The sequence below is a fragment of the Brevibacterium linens ATCC 9172 genome (assembly GCF_900169165.1).
Taxonomy (GTDB): domain Bacteria; phylum Actinomycetota; class Actinomycetes; order Actinomycetales; family Brevibacteriaceae; genus Brevibacterium; species Brevibacterium linens.
Map to the genome: position 1 here is coordinate 61631 of NZ_FXYY01000014.1, position 15874 is coordinate 77504.

The following is a 15874-nucleotide window of genomic DNA, read 5'->3' on the forward strand; positions in this document are numbered from 1 at the left end:
CCCCGAGACGGGTAATAATGGGGTTGTGTCAACTGCCACTGCATCTCAAACAGCGCCAGCACATCCGGTTGTCAATCGTCCGAATGTGACCACGGTGGGCTTCATCGTGTTCCTCGCGAGCGACCTGATGTTCTTTGCCGCGCTCTTCGCCATGTACTTCACCATCCGGTCCGTCGTTCCGGAGCTGTGGGAGACGAGGACCGAGATCCTCGACATCCCCTACGCTCTCGGCAACACGTTGATCCTGGTGTCGTCTTCGTTCACCTGCCAGCTCGGTGTGTTCGCAGCCGAGAGGTTCCGCCCCCGGCGGACCGGCTCGTTGTTCAACATCGCCAAATGGGGAATGGTCGAGTGGTTCTACCTCACCTTCGCCCTGGGCGCGATCTTCGTCTCCGGCCAGGTCATGGAGTACGCGACCCTCGTCAGCGAGGGCATCTCGATCAACACCGATGGCTACGGTTCCGTCTTCTACCTGACCACTGGTTTCCACGGCATCCATGTGACCATCGGTCTCATCTGCTTCCTGCTCGTCATCGGACGTGCCTACGGGGCGAAGAAGTTCGGTCACCACGAAGCCACATTCGCAATCTGCGTGTCCTACTACTGGCACTTCGTCGATGTCGTCTGGATCGGTCTGTTCGGCGTCATCTACCTCCTCCAATAGGCGGACTGAGATGCTCGGCCCCCAGGACTCACAACACTTCAAGCAAAGGACGATCAAGTGAAGCTTCTAGCAGATCGCCGCAGACATCCCATGGCGCTGGTCGCGCTGCTTCTGGTGGGACTGCTGCTGACCGGCGGAGCCTATGCACTCTTCACGCAGACTTCGAGCGCCAAGGCGGACACAGCCAGCGCCTCTGACATCGAAGAAGGCAAGAAACTCTTCGCAGCCAACTGCGCCACCTGTCACGGCATGAACGCCGAAGGCTCGAAGGCCGGCCCCGGGCTCATCGGAGTCGGCGCCGCTGCTGTTGACTTCCAGGTCGGCACCGGTCGCATGCCGCTACAGGCCAACGGCCCGCAGGCTCGTGTCAAGGAACCTCAGTTCGATGATGAGCAGACTGCTCAGCTCGCTGCCTATGTTGCTTCGCTCGGCCCAGGACCGGCAATCCCCGAGGACGAGTACCTCGATGCTTCGAAGGGCGACCCCGCTGCCGGCGGCGGTCTGTTCCGCACCAACTGCGCCATGTGCCACAACGTGGTCGGCTCCGGTGGTGCTCTGACCCGCGGCAAGTACGCACCGAACCTGTCCGAGGTCTCCGAGAAGCACCTCTACGAAGCGATGCAGACCGGCCCGCAGAACATGCCGATCTTCAACGACGCGAACCTGACTCCCGACGACAAGCGCGATGTCATCGCCTACGTCAAGGAAGTCTCGGACAATCCCTCCCCCGGCGGATTCAAGCTCGGATCCCTGGGACCAGTGGCTGAGGGTCTGTTCATCTGGTTCTTCGGTCTTGCTGCCGTCATCGGTCTGACAGTGTGGCTGTCTTCGAGGGCCAAGTGAGTCCGACTGTGTCGTTCACCATCAATTACGAGAAAAGACGGGGAATTCAATGACCTCGAAAGAGCACTCCGGCGGCGGCAGCCAGCTCGAGGAGTTGAACGGGTTCACGAACCCAGGTCTGCCCGAGCACAAACCGCGCCTGTCCGACACGGGCCCACGCGCCGAGAAAGTCGCCGAACGACAGGTAGCCGCCTGGTTCATCCTCTCGATGATCGGAACCATCTGGTTCATCGTGGCGTACTTCCTGTTCACTCCGGGCGAATCGATGCAGAGCATCCGCCTCCACAACATGTTCGTCGGCCTCGGTGCCGCTGTCGCGATGTTCTCCATCGGCTTCGGTGCTGTGCTCTGGGCCAAGAACCTCATGAGCGACCATGAGGGCATCGACGAACGTCATGACATCGGCGGCAGCGAAGAGGATCAGGCGATCGCGCTCGAGATCCTCCACCAGGCCAAGGAAGAGTCGGGCATCGCCCGTCGTCCCCTGCTTCGCAACACTCTCATCGCCGCACTGGCGATCGCACCGCTGCCTGCAGTCCTCGTCTTCCGCGACCTCGGACCGCTGCCGGGCGACAAGCTGTTCCACACGCTGTGGGAGAAGGGCACTCGCCTCATCCGCGATCCGGGCGGAATCCCCTCGGTGGATTCCGAGCGTCCGATCAAGGCCGACGAGGTCACGATCGGCTCGGCTTACCACGTCCTGCCTTCGGGCATCGGCGATCACGAGGCCAGCGACCACCCGATCAACGAGAAGGCCAAAGCGGCCGTGCTCCTCATGCGCATCGATCCCAAGGAACTCAAAGAGGATCCGGACCGCAAGGACTGGTCACACGACGGAATCGTCGCCTACTCCAAGATCTGCACCCACGTCGGCTGCCCCGTGGCGCTGTACGAGCACCAGACGCATCACCTGCTGTGCCCCTGCCACCAGTCGACCTTCGACGTGACGGAACACTGCAAGGTCATCTTCGGCCCGGCCAAACGACCGCTTCCTCAGCTGCCCATCACCGTGGACAGCGAAGGCTACCTGGTTGCCCAGTCGGACTTCCCTGAGCCTGTCGGACCTACGTTCTGGGAGATCAACCACCCATGAGTACTACACAGCCAACCACCACCATCGGGAAGGCGGCGAACTTCGCCGAAACCCGCGTCGGGGCATCCGTCCTCGTGCGCGAGTTCGGTCGCAAGATCTTCCCCTCCCACTGGTCGTTCATGCTCGGCGAGGTTGCTCTCTACAGCTTCATCATCGTCGTTCTGTCCGGAACGTTCCTCACGTTCTTCTTCCAGCCCGCCATGGGCGAACTGCACTACGACGGACCGTGGCTGCCCCTGCGCGGCGTCGAGATCTCCGAGGCGTACGACTCCACCCTGGCGATCTCCCTGGAGATCCGCGGGGGTCTGTTCATCCGACAGATGCACCACTGGGGCGCCCTGCTCTTCGTCGCTGCGCTGAGCGTGCACATGCTGCGCGTGTTCTTCACCGGCGCGTTCCGTCGCCCACGAGAGCTGAACTGGGTCGTCGGCGTCCTGCTCGTCATCATGGGCATGGCAGCCGGCTTCACCGGCTACTCGCTGCCGGATGACCTGCTGTCGGGCAACGGTCTGCGCATCATCGACGGCATCCTGAAGTCGCTGCCGTTGGTGGGAACCTACATCTCGTTCTTCCTCTTCGGAGGCGAGTTCCCGGGCATCGACATCGTGGCCCGTCTGTACACCCTGCACATCATGATCGTGCCGGCCCTGCTCATTGCGCTCATCGGCATCCACCTGATGTTCGTCGTCGTGCACAAGCACACCCAGTACCCGGGTGCCGGCAACACCGAGAAGAACGTCGTCGGAGAACCCGTTCTGCCGACCTTCGCGGCCAAGGGCGGAGGATTCTTCTTCCTCATCTTCGGACTGCTCTCGCTCATCTCGGCGCTGTTCACGATCAACCCGATCTGGAACTACGGTCCCTACGACCCGTCTCCCGTCTCGGCTGGTACACAGCCTGACTGGTACATCGGCTGGGCCGACGGATTCCTCCGCATCGTTCCGGGATGGTTCGAGTTCTACATCTTCGGATGGCCGATCTCGTTCAACATCAACAGTGCCGTGCTCGTCATGGGCGGCGTGTTCGCTGTCATGTTCATCTACCCCTTCTTCGAGGCGTGGCTGCAGAAGGACCATCGGGAACACCACATTCTCGACCGCCCCCGCAACAACCCGACTCGGACGGCCATCGGCGTTGCAGGAGTCATCTTCTACTGCAACATGTGGGCGGCTGCATCGGGTGACATCATCGCCGTGTTCTTCCAGATGTCGCTCAACGACATGATCTACATCTTCCGGTTCCTGTTCTTCTTCGGACCGATCATCGGCTACGTCATCACCAAACGCATGTGCCTGGCACTCCAGCGCAAGGACCGCGAGATCGCTCTGCACGGACGGGAGACGGCTCACATCATCCGTCTGCCCCACGGTGAGTTTCTCGAACGCCACGAGGCTCTTCCCCCGCACAAGCTGTGGAAGATCACCGCGTTCGAATCGCCTGCCTACGTGCCGGCTCAGCCGAATGCCGAGGGCAAGATCACGGGCATGGAGAAGCTGCGTGCGCGACTGTCACGCTTCTTCTTCGAAGATCGTGTGGCTCCAGTGTCGAAGCAGGAACTCGAAGCTTCGCACCACGAGCACGACGCGGTCGAGGGCTCGAACAGCAACCAGCTCGGTCACTGATTGATCTGAGCAGCCACAGCCGAGGGGCTCAGCAGTTCAACTGCTGGGCCCCTCGGTCTATTCATCCGAGGTGCTCATCGCCTTAGCATCGACTCACCGCCACTCCCCCTCGCTGTGCTGCTCGGCCGGCAGCAGTCGGCCGGCAGCAGTCGACTCTCCCTCAACAGTCAGCATCGGCAAGAGGCGTGCCTCACAGCGTCACCAGAGACATGCTGGCTGAACCCCAGCGGACGACCACTGTTGCAGAGAGTCTCGGCAAGCACCTGCAGTCGTCTCCCGGCGCGAGCGTCGGGCGTACGCTGAAGCAGTCCCCTGGCCGGGGCACCTGTCTGAAGGACGAGTCACCGACTCAGCTCTGGTGGACCAGTCACCGACCCAGCGTTCCTGCACGCACATCCGCAGCGTTCGGAGATCCCGGTTCTGCGACTGCGAAATGACACAGATGACCCAATTGCGGTCGCCCCATCTCCTCGCAGGGTCGCAGCGGCACGCAAAAGCTGCCGGCCGCCGCCATGTCAGGCAAGGCAAAAGGACCCACTTGAACCCGCTCACGCCCGTGTGGAGCCCCCGGTCCGGCCTGTGTTGGGCCCCGGGCCCGGCCTGTGTGGAGCCCTGGTATACGGCCTGTGTGGAGCCCGACAAAAACGCCCGAGGTCAAACCAAGGGGCTCAGACGCTGCCGAGTCGAACCGTGGTGGGCAAACGCGGCGCTTCGATAGCCGTCGATCAACACCGGTATCTGCGCCGTCGATCATCGCTTTTGGTACAAAGCATCGACTTTGAACCCGATGATCCGTCCAAAATGCGATCACTCTACGTCAGCGATGCTCCCACCGACGAATTCCTGCGCCTGCACCAGTGCAACTACACGCCCCTGAACTCCCGCATGGCCCAGACCCCGGCCCGGAGCTCCGGGGAAGACAGCGCCTATTCGAAAGTGTGGCGTCTGATGTCTTCACGGATCTCTGGGAACGGGAACCAGGGCGCCAAACAGCGTCCAGAACGCTAAGCAGCGACCGGGCCGGTATGCAGCGTCCAGGCCGGTAAACAGCGACTGATCGCCAAGCAGCGACCAGCTCGCTAAGCAGCGACTGATCGCCAAGCAGCGACCGCGTCGGTGCATCGCAACCGGTCCGGTGAATAGCACTGTGGCCCGGACTCGAAATGAGTCCGGGCCACAGTGGTGGGCGATCAGATCACCGCATCAGTGGGCGAAGTCGCCGCGATCATGTTCGTAGGTGAGACCGACGAGCGCGACGATGCCGAGCACGACACCGAACGGGAAGATCCACCAACCCATGGCGATGCCGTAGAACGCGACGGCAGCTGCAGCAGCAGAGGTGATCGGCCACCAGCTCCACGGGCTGAAGAACCCGTAGTCGGCGTCGGCCTCGGAGATCTCGGCGTCGTCGTTGTCCTGAGGCTGGCGCCCGACGCGACGGTCCGTCAACCAGAGGTAGACGCCGATCATCAGGGCCATCAGACCGACGAGGAGCAGCGCCGGGAATCCGACGAGCTCGGTGAAGTCGGTGAAGACGCCGTAGAAGATCCCGACCGCGATGAAGAACAGACCGCAGATGTTGAAGACGTAGATCGATGACTTCATTTGGCGTTGTCTCCTGTGAGCTGGGGTTCTGCATGACCGTGCCCGCTGTACTCAAGCAGCTCGGGGTGGTTGAGGTCGAACGCAGGACGTTCGGAACGGATCCGCGGCAGCGACGTGAAGTTGTGACGCGGGGGCGGACAGGAGGTGGCCCATTCGAGCGATCCTCCGTAGCCCCACGGGTCGTCGACCGTGACCTTCGGTGCGGTGCGGTGGGTGATCCACACGTTCCAGAAGAACGGAACCATGGACAGACCCAGCAGCAGCGAACCGACCGTCGACACCTGGTTCATCCAGGTGAAGCCGTCCTGGGGCAGGTAGTCGGCGTAACGACGCGGCATTCCGTCGACACCCAGCCAGTGCTGAACGAGGAAAGTTCCGTGGAAACCGATGAACAGTATCCAGAAGTGGATGTGTCCGAGCTTCTCGTTGAGCATCTTGCCCGTCCATTTCGGCCACCAGAAGTAGAATCCGGCGAACATCGCGAACACGACTGTACCGAAGATGACGTAGTGGAAGTGAGCGACGACGAAGTAGGTGTCGGAAACGTGCTGGTCGAGTGCGGGGCTGGCCAGGATGACTCCGGTCAGACCACCGAAGAGGAACGTGGCGAGGAAGCCGATCGACCACACGATGGGTGTCTCGAACGTGATCGAGCCTCTCCACATCGTGCCGATCCAGTTGAAGAATTTCACACCTGTCGGAATCGCGATGAGCATCGTCATGAAAGCGAAGAACGGCAGTGCGACGACGCCCGTGACGTACATATGGTGGGCCCACACGGTCACCGACAGAGCAGCGATGGCGACCGTCGCGAAGACGAGCTCCTTGTAGCCGAAGACCGGCTTGCGGCTGAACACCGGGAAGATCTCGGTGACGATTCCGAAGAACGGCAACGCAATGACGTAGACCTCCGGGTGACCGAAGAACCAGAACAAGTGCTGCCAGAGTATGGGTCCGCCGTTGCCCGGACTGAACACATGCGAACCGAGGACACGGTCGGAACCGAGGACCAGCAGCGCAGCAGCCAGGGGCTGGAAGGCCATGAGCACGAGGATGCCGGTGACCAGAACGTTCCAGGTGAAGATCGGCATCCGGAACATGGTCATGCCCGGCGCACGCATGGTGATCACAGTGGTGATGAAGTTGACGGAGCCGAGGATGGTTCCGAAGCCCTGCAGAGCGAGTCCGAGGACCCAGAGGTTTCCACCGGCGCCAGGAGTGAACGTCGTATTGCTCAATGGCGCGTAGGCCGTCCAACCGAAGGATGCCGCACCCTGCGGGGTGAGGAATCCGGAGATGGCCACGAGGCTGCCGAAGAGGTACATCCAGAACGCGAAGGCGTTCAGACGGGGGAACGCCACGTCCGGAGCACCGATCTGCAACGGCATGATGACGTTGGCGAAGCCGGCGAACAGCGGGGTGGCGAACATCAGCAGCATCAAAGTGCCGTGCATGGTGAACAGCTGGTTGTACTGTTCCTTCGTCTCGATGATCTGCATGCCGGGCTCGAAGAGCTCGAGGCGGATGATGAGCGCCATCACGCCGCCGACGCAGAAGAAGAAGAACGAGCCGATGAGGTACATGTACCCGATCGTCTTGTGGTCCGTCGACGTGATCCAGTCGACGATGATCTTGCCCTTGCTCCGTGGAACTACTGGAGCGTCAAGAGCCGCCTGATCCATCGTGGCGGTCATTTCTCAGCACCTTCTTTCGGGTACCAGTTGCGATCGTACTCCGGTCCCAGCTGGCCTGTGTTGCCCTGATCGGCAAGCGACTGCGTGTAATCCTGGAATTCTTCCTTGGACACGACCTTGACGTTGAACAGCATCTCCGAGTGGTATTCGCCGCACAGCTCGGCACACTTGCCCACGTACTCGCCTTCCTTCTCGGCACGCAGATGCAGGCTCTGGTCATGCCCGGGGATCATGTCGCGCTTCTCGAGGAAGGCGGGGACCCAGAAGGAGTGGATGACGTCACGGGCGTGCAACCGGATCTCCAGGTCGGTGTCGACGGGGAGGTAGAGGACGGGAGCGGTCTTCTCGGGCTCCGGGGTACCGTCGAGCGCGACCTGAGTCCCGGAGTAGTAGACGTCTTCGGTCTCGTAGTTGAAGTCCCAGGCCCACTGCTTGGCAGCGACCTCGATGACCTGCTCACCGGGGGTCGTGTCGTCAATCGTCTTCTCCATGACCTGGACGTTCTGGAAGAAGAACCCGAGGACGAGGACGACCGGAGTCACGGTGAAGAGGATTTCGATCGGCATGCTGTAGCGCATCTGCACCGGCAGTCCGCGATCGTTCTTGCGGCGGCGGTAGGCGACCATGGCCCACAGGATGAGGCCCCACACGATGAGGCCGACAATGAGAAGGGCGATCCAGCCGCCGTTCCACAGCGCTGTATAGGCATCCGTGTGGTTCGTCGCGCCCTGCGATTCGACGGGAAAAAATCCTGTGGCGATCTGCTCTTTCGTGCAACCCGTTAGCAACGCCGGTATCAACACGGCGCTCAGAATGCCGAGCCGCTTCGCCCAGGACCGCTGCGGTCCTGACTGATTCGGAGAATCCACGTGCAGCCTTTCACAACGTTCTGCGTCTCCAGGTCAGGCCGAGAGACGTGTACTTACTCTGTCACTCATAAGACTACCGCTACACGCGGTAGAAATTCACCTGCAGATGTTCATTTGTTGAGAATATGCTGACAGAGACTGCCCGTGAGCGCGGATTCTAGGTGCGCGGAGTATTCGAGGCCGCTGATCTCCGACACGCCGAGGCTCGCGAGATGTGATGTCTGCCACTGGGTGTCGATGAGCCAGTCCCTCTGTCCCGCTTCCGCCGAGGTGGACCGGCTTTCTCCGCTGAGAACGTCGGTTCCGTCGAAGAGTCCGACGAGGTGGGCCAACGCCGCCTTCGATGCATCCCGCTGAGTGTGGAACATCGATTCGCCGGCGAAGAATGAGCCGATGGCGACTCCGTAGAGCCCGCCCACGAGCTCATCGTCCTTCCAGACCTCGACGGAATGGGCCCAGCCGTCCTCGTGGAGACCCGTGTAGAGCTCGATCATCTCCTCGGTGATCCAGCTTCCCGTCCGTCGCGGGTCGGCACAGGAGCGCATGACGTGGATGAATGCGCGGTCGGTGGTGAAGGTGAAGTGCTTCATCGACTTGCGCAGGCTCTTCGTCACGCGCAGGTCACCGGGAAACAGGACACCGCGGCGTCGCGGCGCCCACCATCCCATCCGACCGGCACCGCCGTGGCCGACTCCCATCGGGAAGAGTCCGGCCCGATACGACAGAAGGACCTGGGACTGCGTGGCCGTGAACGACACGGCACGCAGATCTTCCAGGTCCATGAGAAGCGGTCCTCCTCAGCCGAGGCTGATCAGTGGAACGAGTCTCCGCAGGCGCAGGATCCGCCGGCGTTGGGATTGTCGATGGTGAAGCCCTGCTTCTCGATGGTGTCGGAGAAGTCGATGGTCGACCCGCTCAGGTAGGGAACACTCATCCGGTCGACGATGACCTCGACGCCGTCGAAGTCGCGGACGGCGTCCCCGTCGAGGAAGCGCTCATCGAAGTAGAGCTGGTAGATCAGTCCGGAGCATCCGCCGGGCTGGACAGCCACGCGCAGGCGCAGGTCGTCCCGACCTTCCTGCTCGAGCAGGCTGCGGACCTTGTCGGCAGCGGTCGACGACAGCTCCACCTCGTGGGTGGCTTCGGCTTTTTCGGTCACAGTCATGGTTTCTCCTTCTCGCGTTCCTGTCCCCAGGCTACACCGGGGACAACATCGGTGCTCGGGAACCTATTCCCCACATCTGTCATGATCGGTCGCCGAGGCGCTGCAGCAGCAGTGCTTCGGCGACGATCGCGGCCCTGAAATCGGGCAGGTAGAGCGATTCGTTGGCGCTGTGTGCCCGGGCGTCCGGGTCCTCGACGCCCGTGACGAGGATCGACGCGCCGGGGAACACGTCGAGCAGGTCTGCGATGAAGGGAATCGATCCGCCGATGCCCATCGTCACCGATTCGGTGCCCCAGGCATCGGTGAGCGCCTGACGCGCGGTCCGCACGACGGGGTCGTCCTCATCGGCCCGCCAGGGGCTGCCGCCCTCGGTCTCACCGATGCGCAGCTGTGCGCCGAAGGGCAGGTTCGCCCGCAGATGCTCTTCGACGGCCTTGACCGCAGAGGCGGGGGTGTCCCCGGGCGCGAGTCGGATCGAGAGCTTGGCCTTGAGCGAGGACTGCAGGGTGTTCGACGAGACCGCCACATCGGGGATGTCGAGGCCGATGACCGTGATCGACGGCTGGGTCCACAGGCGGGAGGCCAGGGTGCCCGTGCCGATGAGATCGGTGTCCGGGAGCACTCCGGAGTCGGTGCGCAGGGTCGCCTCGTCGTAGTCGATGGCCGTCTCCGTGTCCGCGTGCAGACCGGCGACCGCGACGGAGCCGTCGTCGTCATGGAGAGTGGCCAGCAGCTTCGTCATCGCGAGCATCGCATCCGGCGCCACTCCCCCGTACATTCCCGAATGCACGGCATGATCGAGAGTGGAGACCTCGAATTCGACGGCGCACATTCCGCGCAGGCTCGTCGTCAGGGCCGGGGTGCCCGCAGCCCAGTTGCCGGAGTCGGCGACGACGATGACATCGGCGCGCAGACGATCCCGGTAGGTCTCGAGGAAGTTGCGGAAGCTCGGGCTGCCGGCCTCTTCCTCGCCTTCGAAGAACAGTGTCACACCCACACCGAGGCGGTCGGCCAACAGCCGCAGAGCCGTGAGATGGACCATGATCCCGGCTTTGTCGTCGGCGGCTCCGCGTCCGAAGAGACGATCGCCCCGGCGAGTGGCGACGAACGGTTCGGTGTCCCAATCGTCGGCGCGTCCGGACGGCTGCACGTCGTGATGGGCATACAGAAGAACCGTCGGGGCACCCGCGGGGGCCGGCAGCGAGGCGACGACGGCCGGGTAGCCCGGCGTTCCGTCGGGCTGATCGGCGCTGAGGATGTCCACGTCGAGGCCGAGCTCGCGCGCCAAGTTCGCGACCGCCTCGGCGCTCGCGGTGACATTCGCGGCGTCGAAGCTCGGCCAGGCGACCGAGGGAATGGCGACGAGATCCGTGAGATTGCCGAGGACCTCCTCGAAAATGGTGTCCAGTTCGGCATGCAATTGTGCACTGTCAAGTGCTGAAGTCGATTCGCTCATTCTCCAAAGGTAGTATTCATCTCGTGTTCGGAAGCAAAAAATCTCGCGCGGAGGACGAAACCTCCGCCTCTCAGCCAGTCCATGACGACCTCTCCGCAGAAGCCGACGCCCGTCGCGAAGCGGAAGCGAAGAAGGGACGGCCCACGCCCAAGCGCAGCCAACAGGAGTCTGCACGCCGCCAGCCATTGGTGAACAAGGATCGCAAGGTTGCGAACCGACGAGCCAAGGAGCAGCAGAGGCAGGAGCGTGATCGCGCGCGCATCGGAATGATGAACGGTGAGGAGAAGTATCTCACCCGCCGCGACAAGGGACCTCAGCGCCGGTACATCCGTGACTACATCGATGCCCGCTTCTCGGTCGGGGAGATCTTCATCCCCGCCGCGATCCTCATCCTCGTCATCGCGTTCACGCTGCCGGTGCAGATTCAGCAGTACTTCACGTATGCCGTCTGGGGCCTCATCGCACTGATCATCCTCGACGGGTTCGTGCTCAACTACATCCTCAAGAACCGACTGCGCAACAAGTTCGGAGAAGTCGAACGGGGAATCACCTTCTATGCGGTCATGCGCAGCATCCAGCTGCGTCCGCTGCGCATGCCCAAACCGCAGGTCAAGCGCCGTCAGTACCCCGAGTGAGCAGTCTGCTCGGCTCGAGGCCGCGGACGATGCGGCCGGGGAAGAACGGACCGGAGTAGATCATCTCCGAATAGACCTGAACCAGATCGGCGCCCGCGGCCAGTCGTGCCCGGGCGTCTTTCGCATTCGCGACTCCCCCGACGGAGATGACGGTGAGCTCATCGCCCACATGCCTCTTCACCAGACGCAGCACCTCGAGTGAGCGTGCGGCCACCGGACGTCCGGAGATGCCGCCGGCCTGACCTTCGGCGAATTCCGCCTCGGCACCGGTCAGCACGGACCGGTCGATCGTCGTATTCGTCGTGATGAGCCCGTCGACGCCGGTGCGCAGGGCGAGGTCGCAGATCTCAGCGACATCCTCATCGGCGAGATCCGGGGCGATCTTGACCAGCAGCGGCACATGACCCAGCGATGAGCGCGGACTGCCCACCACCTCGGCGGCGGTGTCTCGGACGGCGGTGATGATCGGCTCCAGGCTGCCCACGGACTGCAGGTCGCGCAGACCTGGGGTGTTCGGCGAACTGACATTGATCACGAGGTAGTCGGCCAATGGAGCCAGCGCCCGGGTCGACGCGGCGTAGTCGGACACCGCGTCGGCCGCCTCGACGACCTTCGTCTTGCCGATGTTGATGCCCACGATGGGACGCAGGCGCTGCGGGAGGGATTCGATCTTCGCCCGTTCGGCGGCGATGTTGAACGATGCCTGACGGGCTCCGTCGTTGTTGAACCCCATCCGATTGAGCAGGGCGAGGTTCTGCCGCAGACGGAACAGCCGCGGACGATCATTGCCCGGCTGAGCATGTGCGGTGATCGTTCCCACCTCGATATGGCCGAAGCCCAACGCCGACAGCGCGCGGACTCCCACACCGTTCTTGTCGAAACCGGCGGCCAGGCCGACGCGGTTGGCGAAGGGCAGTCCCATCACCTCGATGGGCCGGACGGTGCCGCGGGCGCAGACGAACCGGAGCAGACGCCCGAGCAGAGGAACGGAGTCCAGGAGCCGCAGAGCGGAGAACGAGAGGTGATGGGCCCGTTCGGCATCCATCGGGACGAAGAGGAGTCTGAAGATCAATGAGTACACGCACTCCAGAATATGTCAGAGTCCCTCACGGCATCAGCAGGCGCGTGCCGCACCGCTTCAGCAAGTCGGCGTGTTAGGCATTAGGATCGAACCAACGTTCGACGACAACTGAAAGGGAACTCATGGCTGGTGCATCCACCCTCAGCAGCTACTCCACGACCTCACCGGCGAAGGCCACCGCCTCCGTACTGGTGCTGGCGGCAGCAGATTCGACGGTCCTCGGGCTCGCAGGCGCGAAGGCGGCAAAGACCGCTCTCGACGACGCCGCGCGGGCCATCGGGTTCAGCGGAAAGGCCGGATCCACCGCTCGGGTTCCCGCTCCGAAGGGTATCGCCGCGGACTCCGTGCTGCTCGTGGGACTCGGCGATTACGATGCCGACGACTCCGATGTCGCCGCCACGGCCGAATCGCTGCGCCGAGGCGCGGGTGCCGCACTGCGCGCGCTGGATGGAGCCGAGTCGATCGCGCTGGCCCTGCCCGCCGCCACTCCGGCCGAAGTCGAAGCGGTCACAGTCGGCGCCGGACTCGGCGCCTACCGCTTCCTCGACTACCGCAGCGAAGACAGGACGCCGGGAGTCATCACCGTCATCGGCCCGAAGGGCAAGACCTTCGCGGCGGCCCATGGCGCCGGCGAAGTCATCGCCGCAGCGACGAACAGGGCACGCGACCTCGTCAACACTCCCCCGCTGGATCTCTACCCCGAGTCCTACGCAGAGATCGTCAAGGACCAGGCCAAGGACCGCAAGCTCAAGGTCACCGTCCTCGGTGAGAAGGAACTCAGGGCCGGAGGCTACGGCGGAATCATCGGCGTCGGCCAGGGTTCGACCCGCGGGCCTCGACTCGTCAAGGTCGAATACGCCCCGCGTGGGGCGAAGCGCCATCTCAGCTTCGTCGGCAAGGGCATCACCTTCGACTCCGGCGGAATCTCGCTCAAGCCCGCGAAGAGCATGGAGGACATGAAGTCCGATATGGCCGGTTCCGCGGCCGTCGTGCAGGCGCTCTTCGGCATCGCCGACCTCAAACTGCCCGTGCGGGTCACTGCGTGGCTGCCGCTGGCCGAGAACATGCCCGGATCCTCGGCGCAGCGTCCCAGCGATGTGCTGAAGATGCGCAGCGGCAAGACCGTCGAGGTCACGAACACCGATGCCGAGGGCCGACTCGTCCTCGCCGATGCACTCACCGACGCCGGCGAGGAGAACCCGGACCTGCTCATCGACGTGGCCACCCTCACCGGTGCGCAGATCGTCGCACTCGGCGAACGCACCTCCGGCGTCATGGGCTCCGAAACCGCACGGGCGGAGGTCATCGCCTCGGCGTCCGTGGCCGGTGAGCAGATGTGGGCGATGCCGATCCCCGAGGAGATGCTCTCCGGGTTCGACTCCACCGCCGCCGATCTCACGAACTCCGGACCGCGCCCCGGCGGCATGCTCGCCGCAGCCGCGTTCCTGCGGGAGTTCGTCGGTGAGGATGCGAACTGGGCGCATATCGATATCGCCGGACCGAGCTTCAACGGGTCCGCACCCTTCGGCTACACGCCGAAGGCCGCAACCGGAGCCGCGGTGCGCACCCTCATCGAAATCGCGAAGGCACAGGCCTGAGCACAATGGTTCTACACGCTGTCGAGGGCAACGTGATGATGCCCACCTGTGTCCAATCAGACAGCGTTTTTCTTCGCCCCGGCAAAGAAAAGTGGAAAGATATGACTGAAAGCTGCGTACTGCAGGCTTATTCACAGCTACGAGGAGAAATCCGTGAGTGACGAATTGACCTACGACCTTGTCGTTCTGGGCGGCGGAACCGGTGGCTATGCCGCTGCTCTGCGAGCCGCGGAGCTCGACATGAAGGTCGCTTTGATCGAACGCGACAAGGTGGGAGGCACCTGCCTGCACCGCGGCTGCGTGCCGACGAAGGCTCTTCTGCACGCCGCAGAAGTCGCCGACTCCGCCAAGCACTCCGAGACCTTCGGCATCGAAGCCGAGTTCAAGGGGATCGACATCGCCAAGGTGCTCGAGTACAAAGACGGCGTCATCACCCGCAACTACAAGGGTCTGCAGGGTCTGGTCAAGGCTCGCGGAATCGACACGTACTTCGGCACCGGCAAGCTCGTCGGCAAGGACACCGTCGAGGTTACCGGCGAAGACGGCAGCCACACCGTCAAGGGAACGAATGTTCTGCTCTCGACCGGTTCGACGTCGAAGACCATCGGACTCGAGATCACCGACCGCGTGATCACGAGCACCGAGGCGCTCGAACTCGACAAGGTCCCGAACTCCGCCATCGTGCTCGGCGGCGGCGTCATCGGCGTCGAGTTCGCCAGCGTCTGGAACTCCTTCGGAGCCGACGTCACAATCGTCGAAGGACTCAAGCACCTCGTCGCCAACGAGGACGAGACCATCTCGAAGAACCTCGAGCGCGCCTTCAAGAAGCGCAAGATCAAGTTCAAGCTCGGAGTCATGTTCAAGGGCGTCGAAGAGACCGCTGACGGTGTCAAGGTCACCCTCGAAGACGGTTCGACGCTCGAAGCCGAGTACCTCCTCGTGGCCGTCGGCCGCGGTCCGGTCACCGAGGGCTTCGGCTTCGAAGAGCAGGGCATCCCGATGGATCGCGGATTCGTCCTGGCCAACGAACGTCTCCACACCGGCGTCGGGAACATCTACGCCTGCGGCGATATCGTCCCCGGACTCCAACTGGCCCACCGTGCCTTCGGCCAGGGCATCTTCATCGCCGAGGAGATCGCCGGACTCAACCCGGCACCGGTCGTCGAATCCGGCATCCCCCGCGTGACCTACTGCGAACCCGAGATCTTCTCCGTCGGGCTCTCGTCGGCTCAGGCCGAAGAGAAGTACGGCAAGGATCAGGTCGAAGCCCTCGAGTACAACCTCGGCGGCAACGGCAAGTCCGTGATCCTGAATACGACAGGTCTGATCAAGGTCATCCGGGAAAAGGACGGTCCGGTCGTGGGCGTGCACGGCATCGGCGCGCGCCTGTCCGAGCAGGCCGGTGAAGCTCAGCTCATCGTCAATTGGGAAGCATTCCCCGAGGAAGTCGCGCAGCTCATCCACGCGCACCCCACGCAGAACGAAGCACTCGGCGAGGCCCACCTGGCTCTGGCCGGCAAACCCCTGCACTTCCACTCATAAGATCCGA

At 63.1% G+C, this 15874-nt stretch carries 14 protein-coding genes; 7 read left to right on the forward strand and 7 right to left on the reverse strand.

Annotated elements, in window-relative coordinates; all coding sequences use genetic code 11:
- Positions 1–25 precede the first annotated feature (25 nt).
- Genes ctaE through qcrB form a run of 4 tightly spaced genes read left to right on the forward strand, consistent with a single transcriptional unit; the run spans position 26 to position 4222 of the window.
- Positions 26–664 (forward strand): aa3-type cytochrome oxidase subunit III, encoded by a 639-nt coding sequence (gene ctaE, locus BLIN9172_RS11590; protein ID WP_432791662.1) that lies wholly within the window; start codon positions 26–28, stop codon positions 662–664.
- 57 nt (positions 665–721) lie between these two features.
- The gene (gene qcrC / locus BLIN9172_RS11595; RefSeq protein WP_025778324.1) at positions 722–1507 is read left to right on the forward strand and encodes a cytochrome bc1 complex diheme cytochrome c subunit; all 786 of its coding nucleotides are present in this window, start codon (positions 722–724) and stop codon (positions 1505–1507) included.
- A 49-nt stretch (positions 1508–1556) separates the two neighbouring features.
- Complete coding sequence (gene qcrA, locus BLIN9172_RS11600) at positions 1557–2600, forward strand: cytochrome bc1 complex Rieske iron-sulfur subunit (protein WP_101555225.1); 1044 nt, start codon at positions 1557–1559, stop codon at positions 2598–2600.
- The gene (gene qcrB, locus BLIN9172_RS11605; protein WP_101555226.1) at positions 2597–4222 is read left to right on the forward strand and encodes a cytochrome bc1 complex cytochrome b subunit; all 1626 of its coding nucleotides are present in this window, start codon (positions 2597–2599) and stop codon (positions 4220–4222) included. The genes qcrA and qcrB overlap by 4 nt, the downstream gene beginning before the upstream one ends.
- A 1203-nt stretch (positions 4223–5425) precedes the next feature.
- Here the strand turns inward: qcrB and BLIN9172_RS11615 are convergent.
- From BLIN9172_RS11615 to BLIN9172_RS11640, 6 genes are all read right to left on the reverse strand, one after another.
- On the reverse strand, positions 5426–5827 hold the full coding sequence (locus BLIN9172_RS11615) for a cytochrome c oxidase subunit 4 (RefSeq protein WP_101555228.1): 402 nt from the start codon (positions 5825–5827) through the stop codon (positions 5426–5428).
- Entirely contained in the window at positions 5824–7521 is a 1698-nt protein-coding gene (gene ctaD / locus BLIN9172_RS11620; RefSeq protein WP_101555229.1) for an aa3-type cytochrome oxidase subunit I, read from the reverse strand. The genes BLIN9172_RS11615 and ctaD overlap by 4 nt, the downstream gene beginning before the upstream one ends.
- Positions 7518–8390, reverse strand: a complete 873-nt coding sequence (ctaC, locus tag BLIN9172_RS11625; protein ID WP_101555230.1) for an aa3-type cytochrome oxidase subunit II — start codon at positions 8388–8390, stop codon at positions 7518–7520. Before ctaC ends, ctaD begins: the two co-directional genes overlap by 4 nt.
- 110 nt (positions 8391–8500) lie before the next feature.
- On the reverse strand, positions 8501–9172 hold the full coding sequence (gene aat, locus BLIN9172_RS11630; RefSeq protein ID WP_101555231.1) for a leucyl/phenylalanyl-tRNA--protein transferase: 672 nt from the start codon (positions 9170–9172) through the stop codon (positions 8501–8503).
- A 29-nt stretch (positions 9173–9201) separates the two neighbouring features.
- Entirely contained in the window at positions 9202–9555 is a 354-nt protein-coding gene (locus tag BLIN9172_RS11635) for a HesB/IscA family protein (protein ID WP_025778316.1), read from the reverse strand.
- 79 nt (positions 9556–9634) lie between these two features.
- The gene (locus BLIN9172_RS11640) at positions 9635–11011 is read right to left on the reverse strand and encodes a dipeptidase (protein WP_101555232.1); all 1377 of its coding nucleotides are present in this window, start codon (positions 11009–11011) and stop codon (positions 9635–9637) included.
- 23 nt (positions 11012–11034) lie between these two features.
- On the opposite strand from BLIN9172_RS11640, the gene BLIN9172_RS11645 reads away from it, so the two are divergent.
- On the forward strand, positions 11035–11646 hold the full coding sequence (locus BLIN9172_RS11645; RefSeq protein ID WP_025778314.1) for a DUF3043 domain-containing protein: 612 nt from the start codon (positions 11035–11037) through the stop codon (positions 11644–11646).
- Here the strand turns inward: BLIN9172_RS11645 and BLIN9172_RS11650 are convergent.
- On the reverse strand, positions 11621–12727 hold the full coding sequence (locus tag BLIN9172_RS11650; RefSeq protein WP_101555233.1) for a quinone-dependent dihydroorotate dehydrogenase: 1107 nt from the start codon (positions 12725–12727) through the stop codon (positions 11621–11623). The two genes, BLIN9172_RS11645 and BLIN9172_RS11650, sit on opposite strands and share 26 nt — an antisense overlap.
- A gap of 122 nt (positions 12728–12849) precedes the next feature.
- Between BLIN9172_RS11650 and BLIN9172_RS11655 the strand changes: the two genes are divergently transcribed.
- Both BLIN9172_RS11655 and lpdA read left to right on the forward strand, forming a co-directional pair.
- The gene (locus BLIN9172_RS11655; protein ID WP_101555234.1) at positions 12850–14325 is read left to right on the forward strand and encodes a leucyl aminopeptidase; all 1476 of its coding nucleotides are present in this window, start codon (positions 12850–12852) and stop codon (positions 14323–14325) included.
- Between the two features lie 153 nt (positions 14326–14478).
- Positions 14479–15867, forward strand: a complete 1389-nt coding sequence (lpdA, locus tag BLIN9172_RS11660) for a dihydrolipoyl dehydrogenase (RefSeq protein ID WP_101555235.1) — start codon at positions 14479–14481, stop codon at positions 15865–15867.
- Positions 15868–15874: the final 7 nt, after the last annotated feature.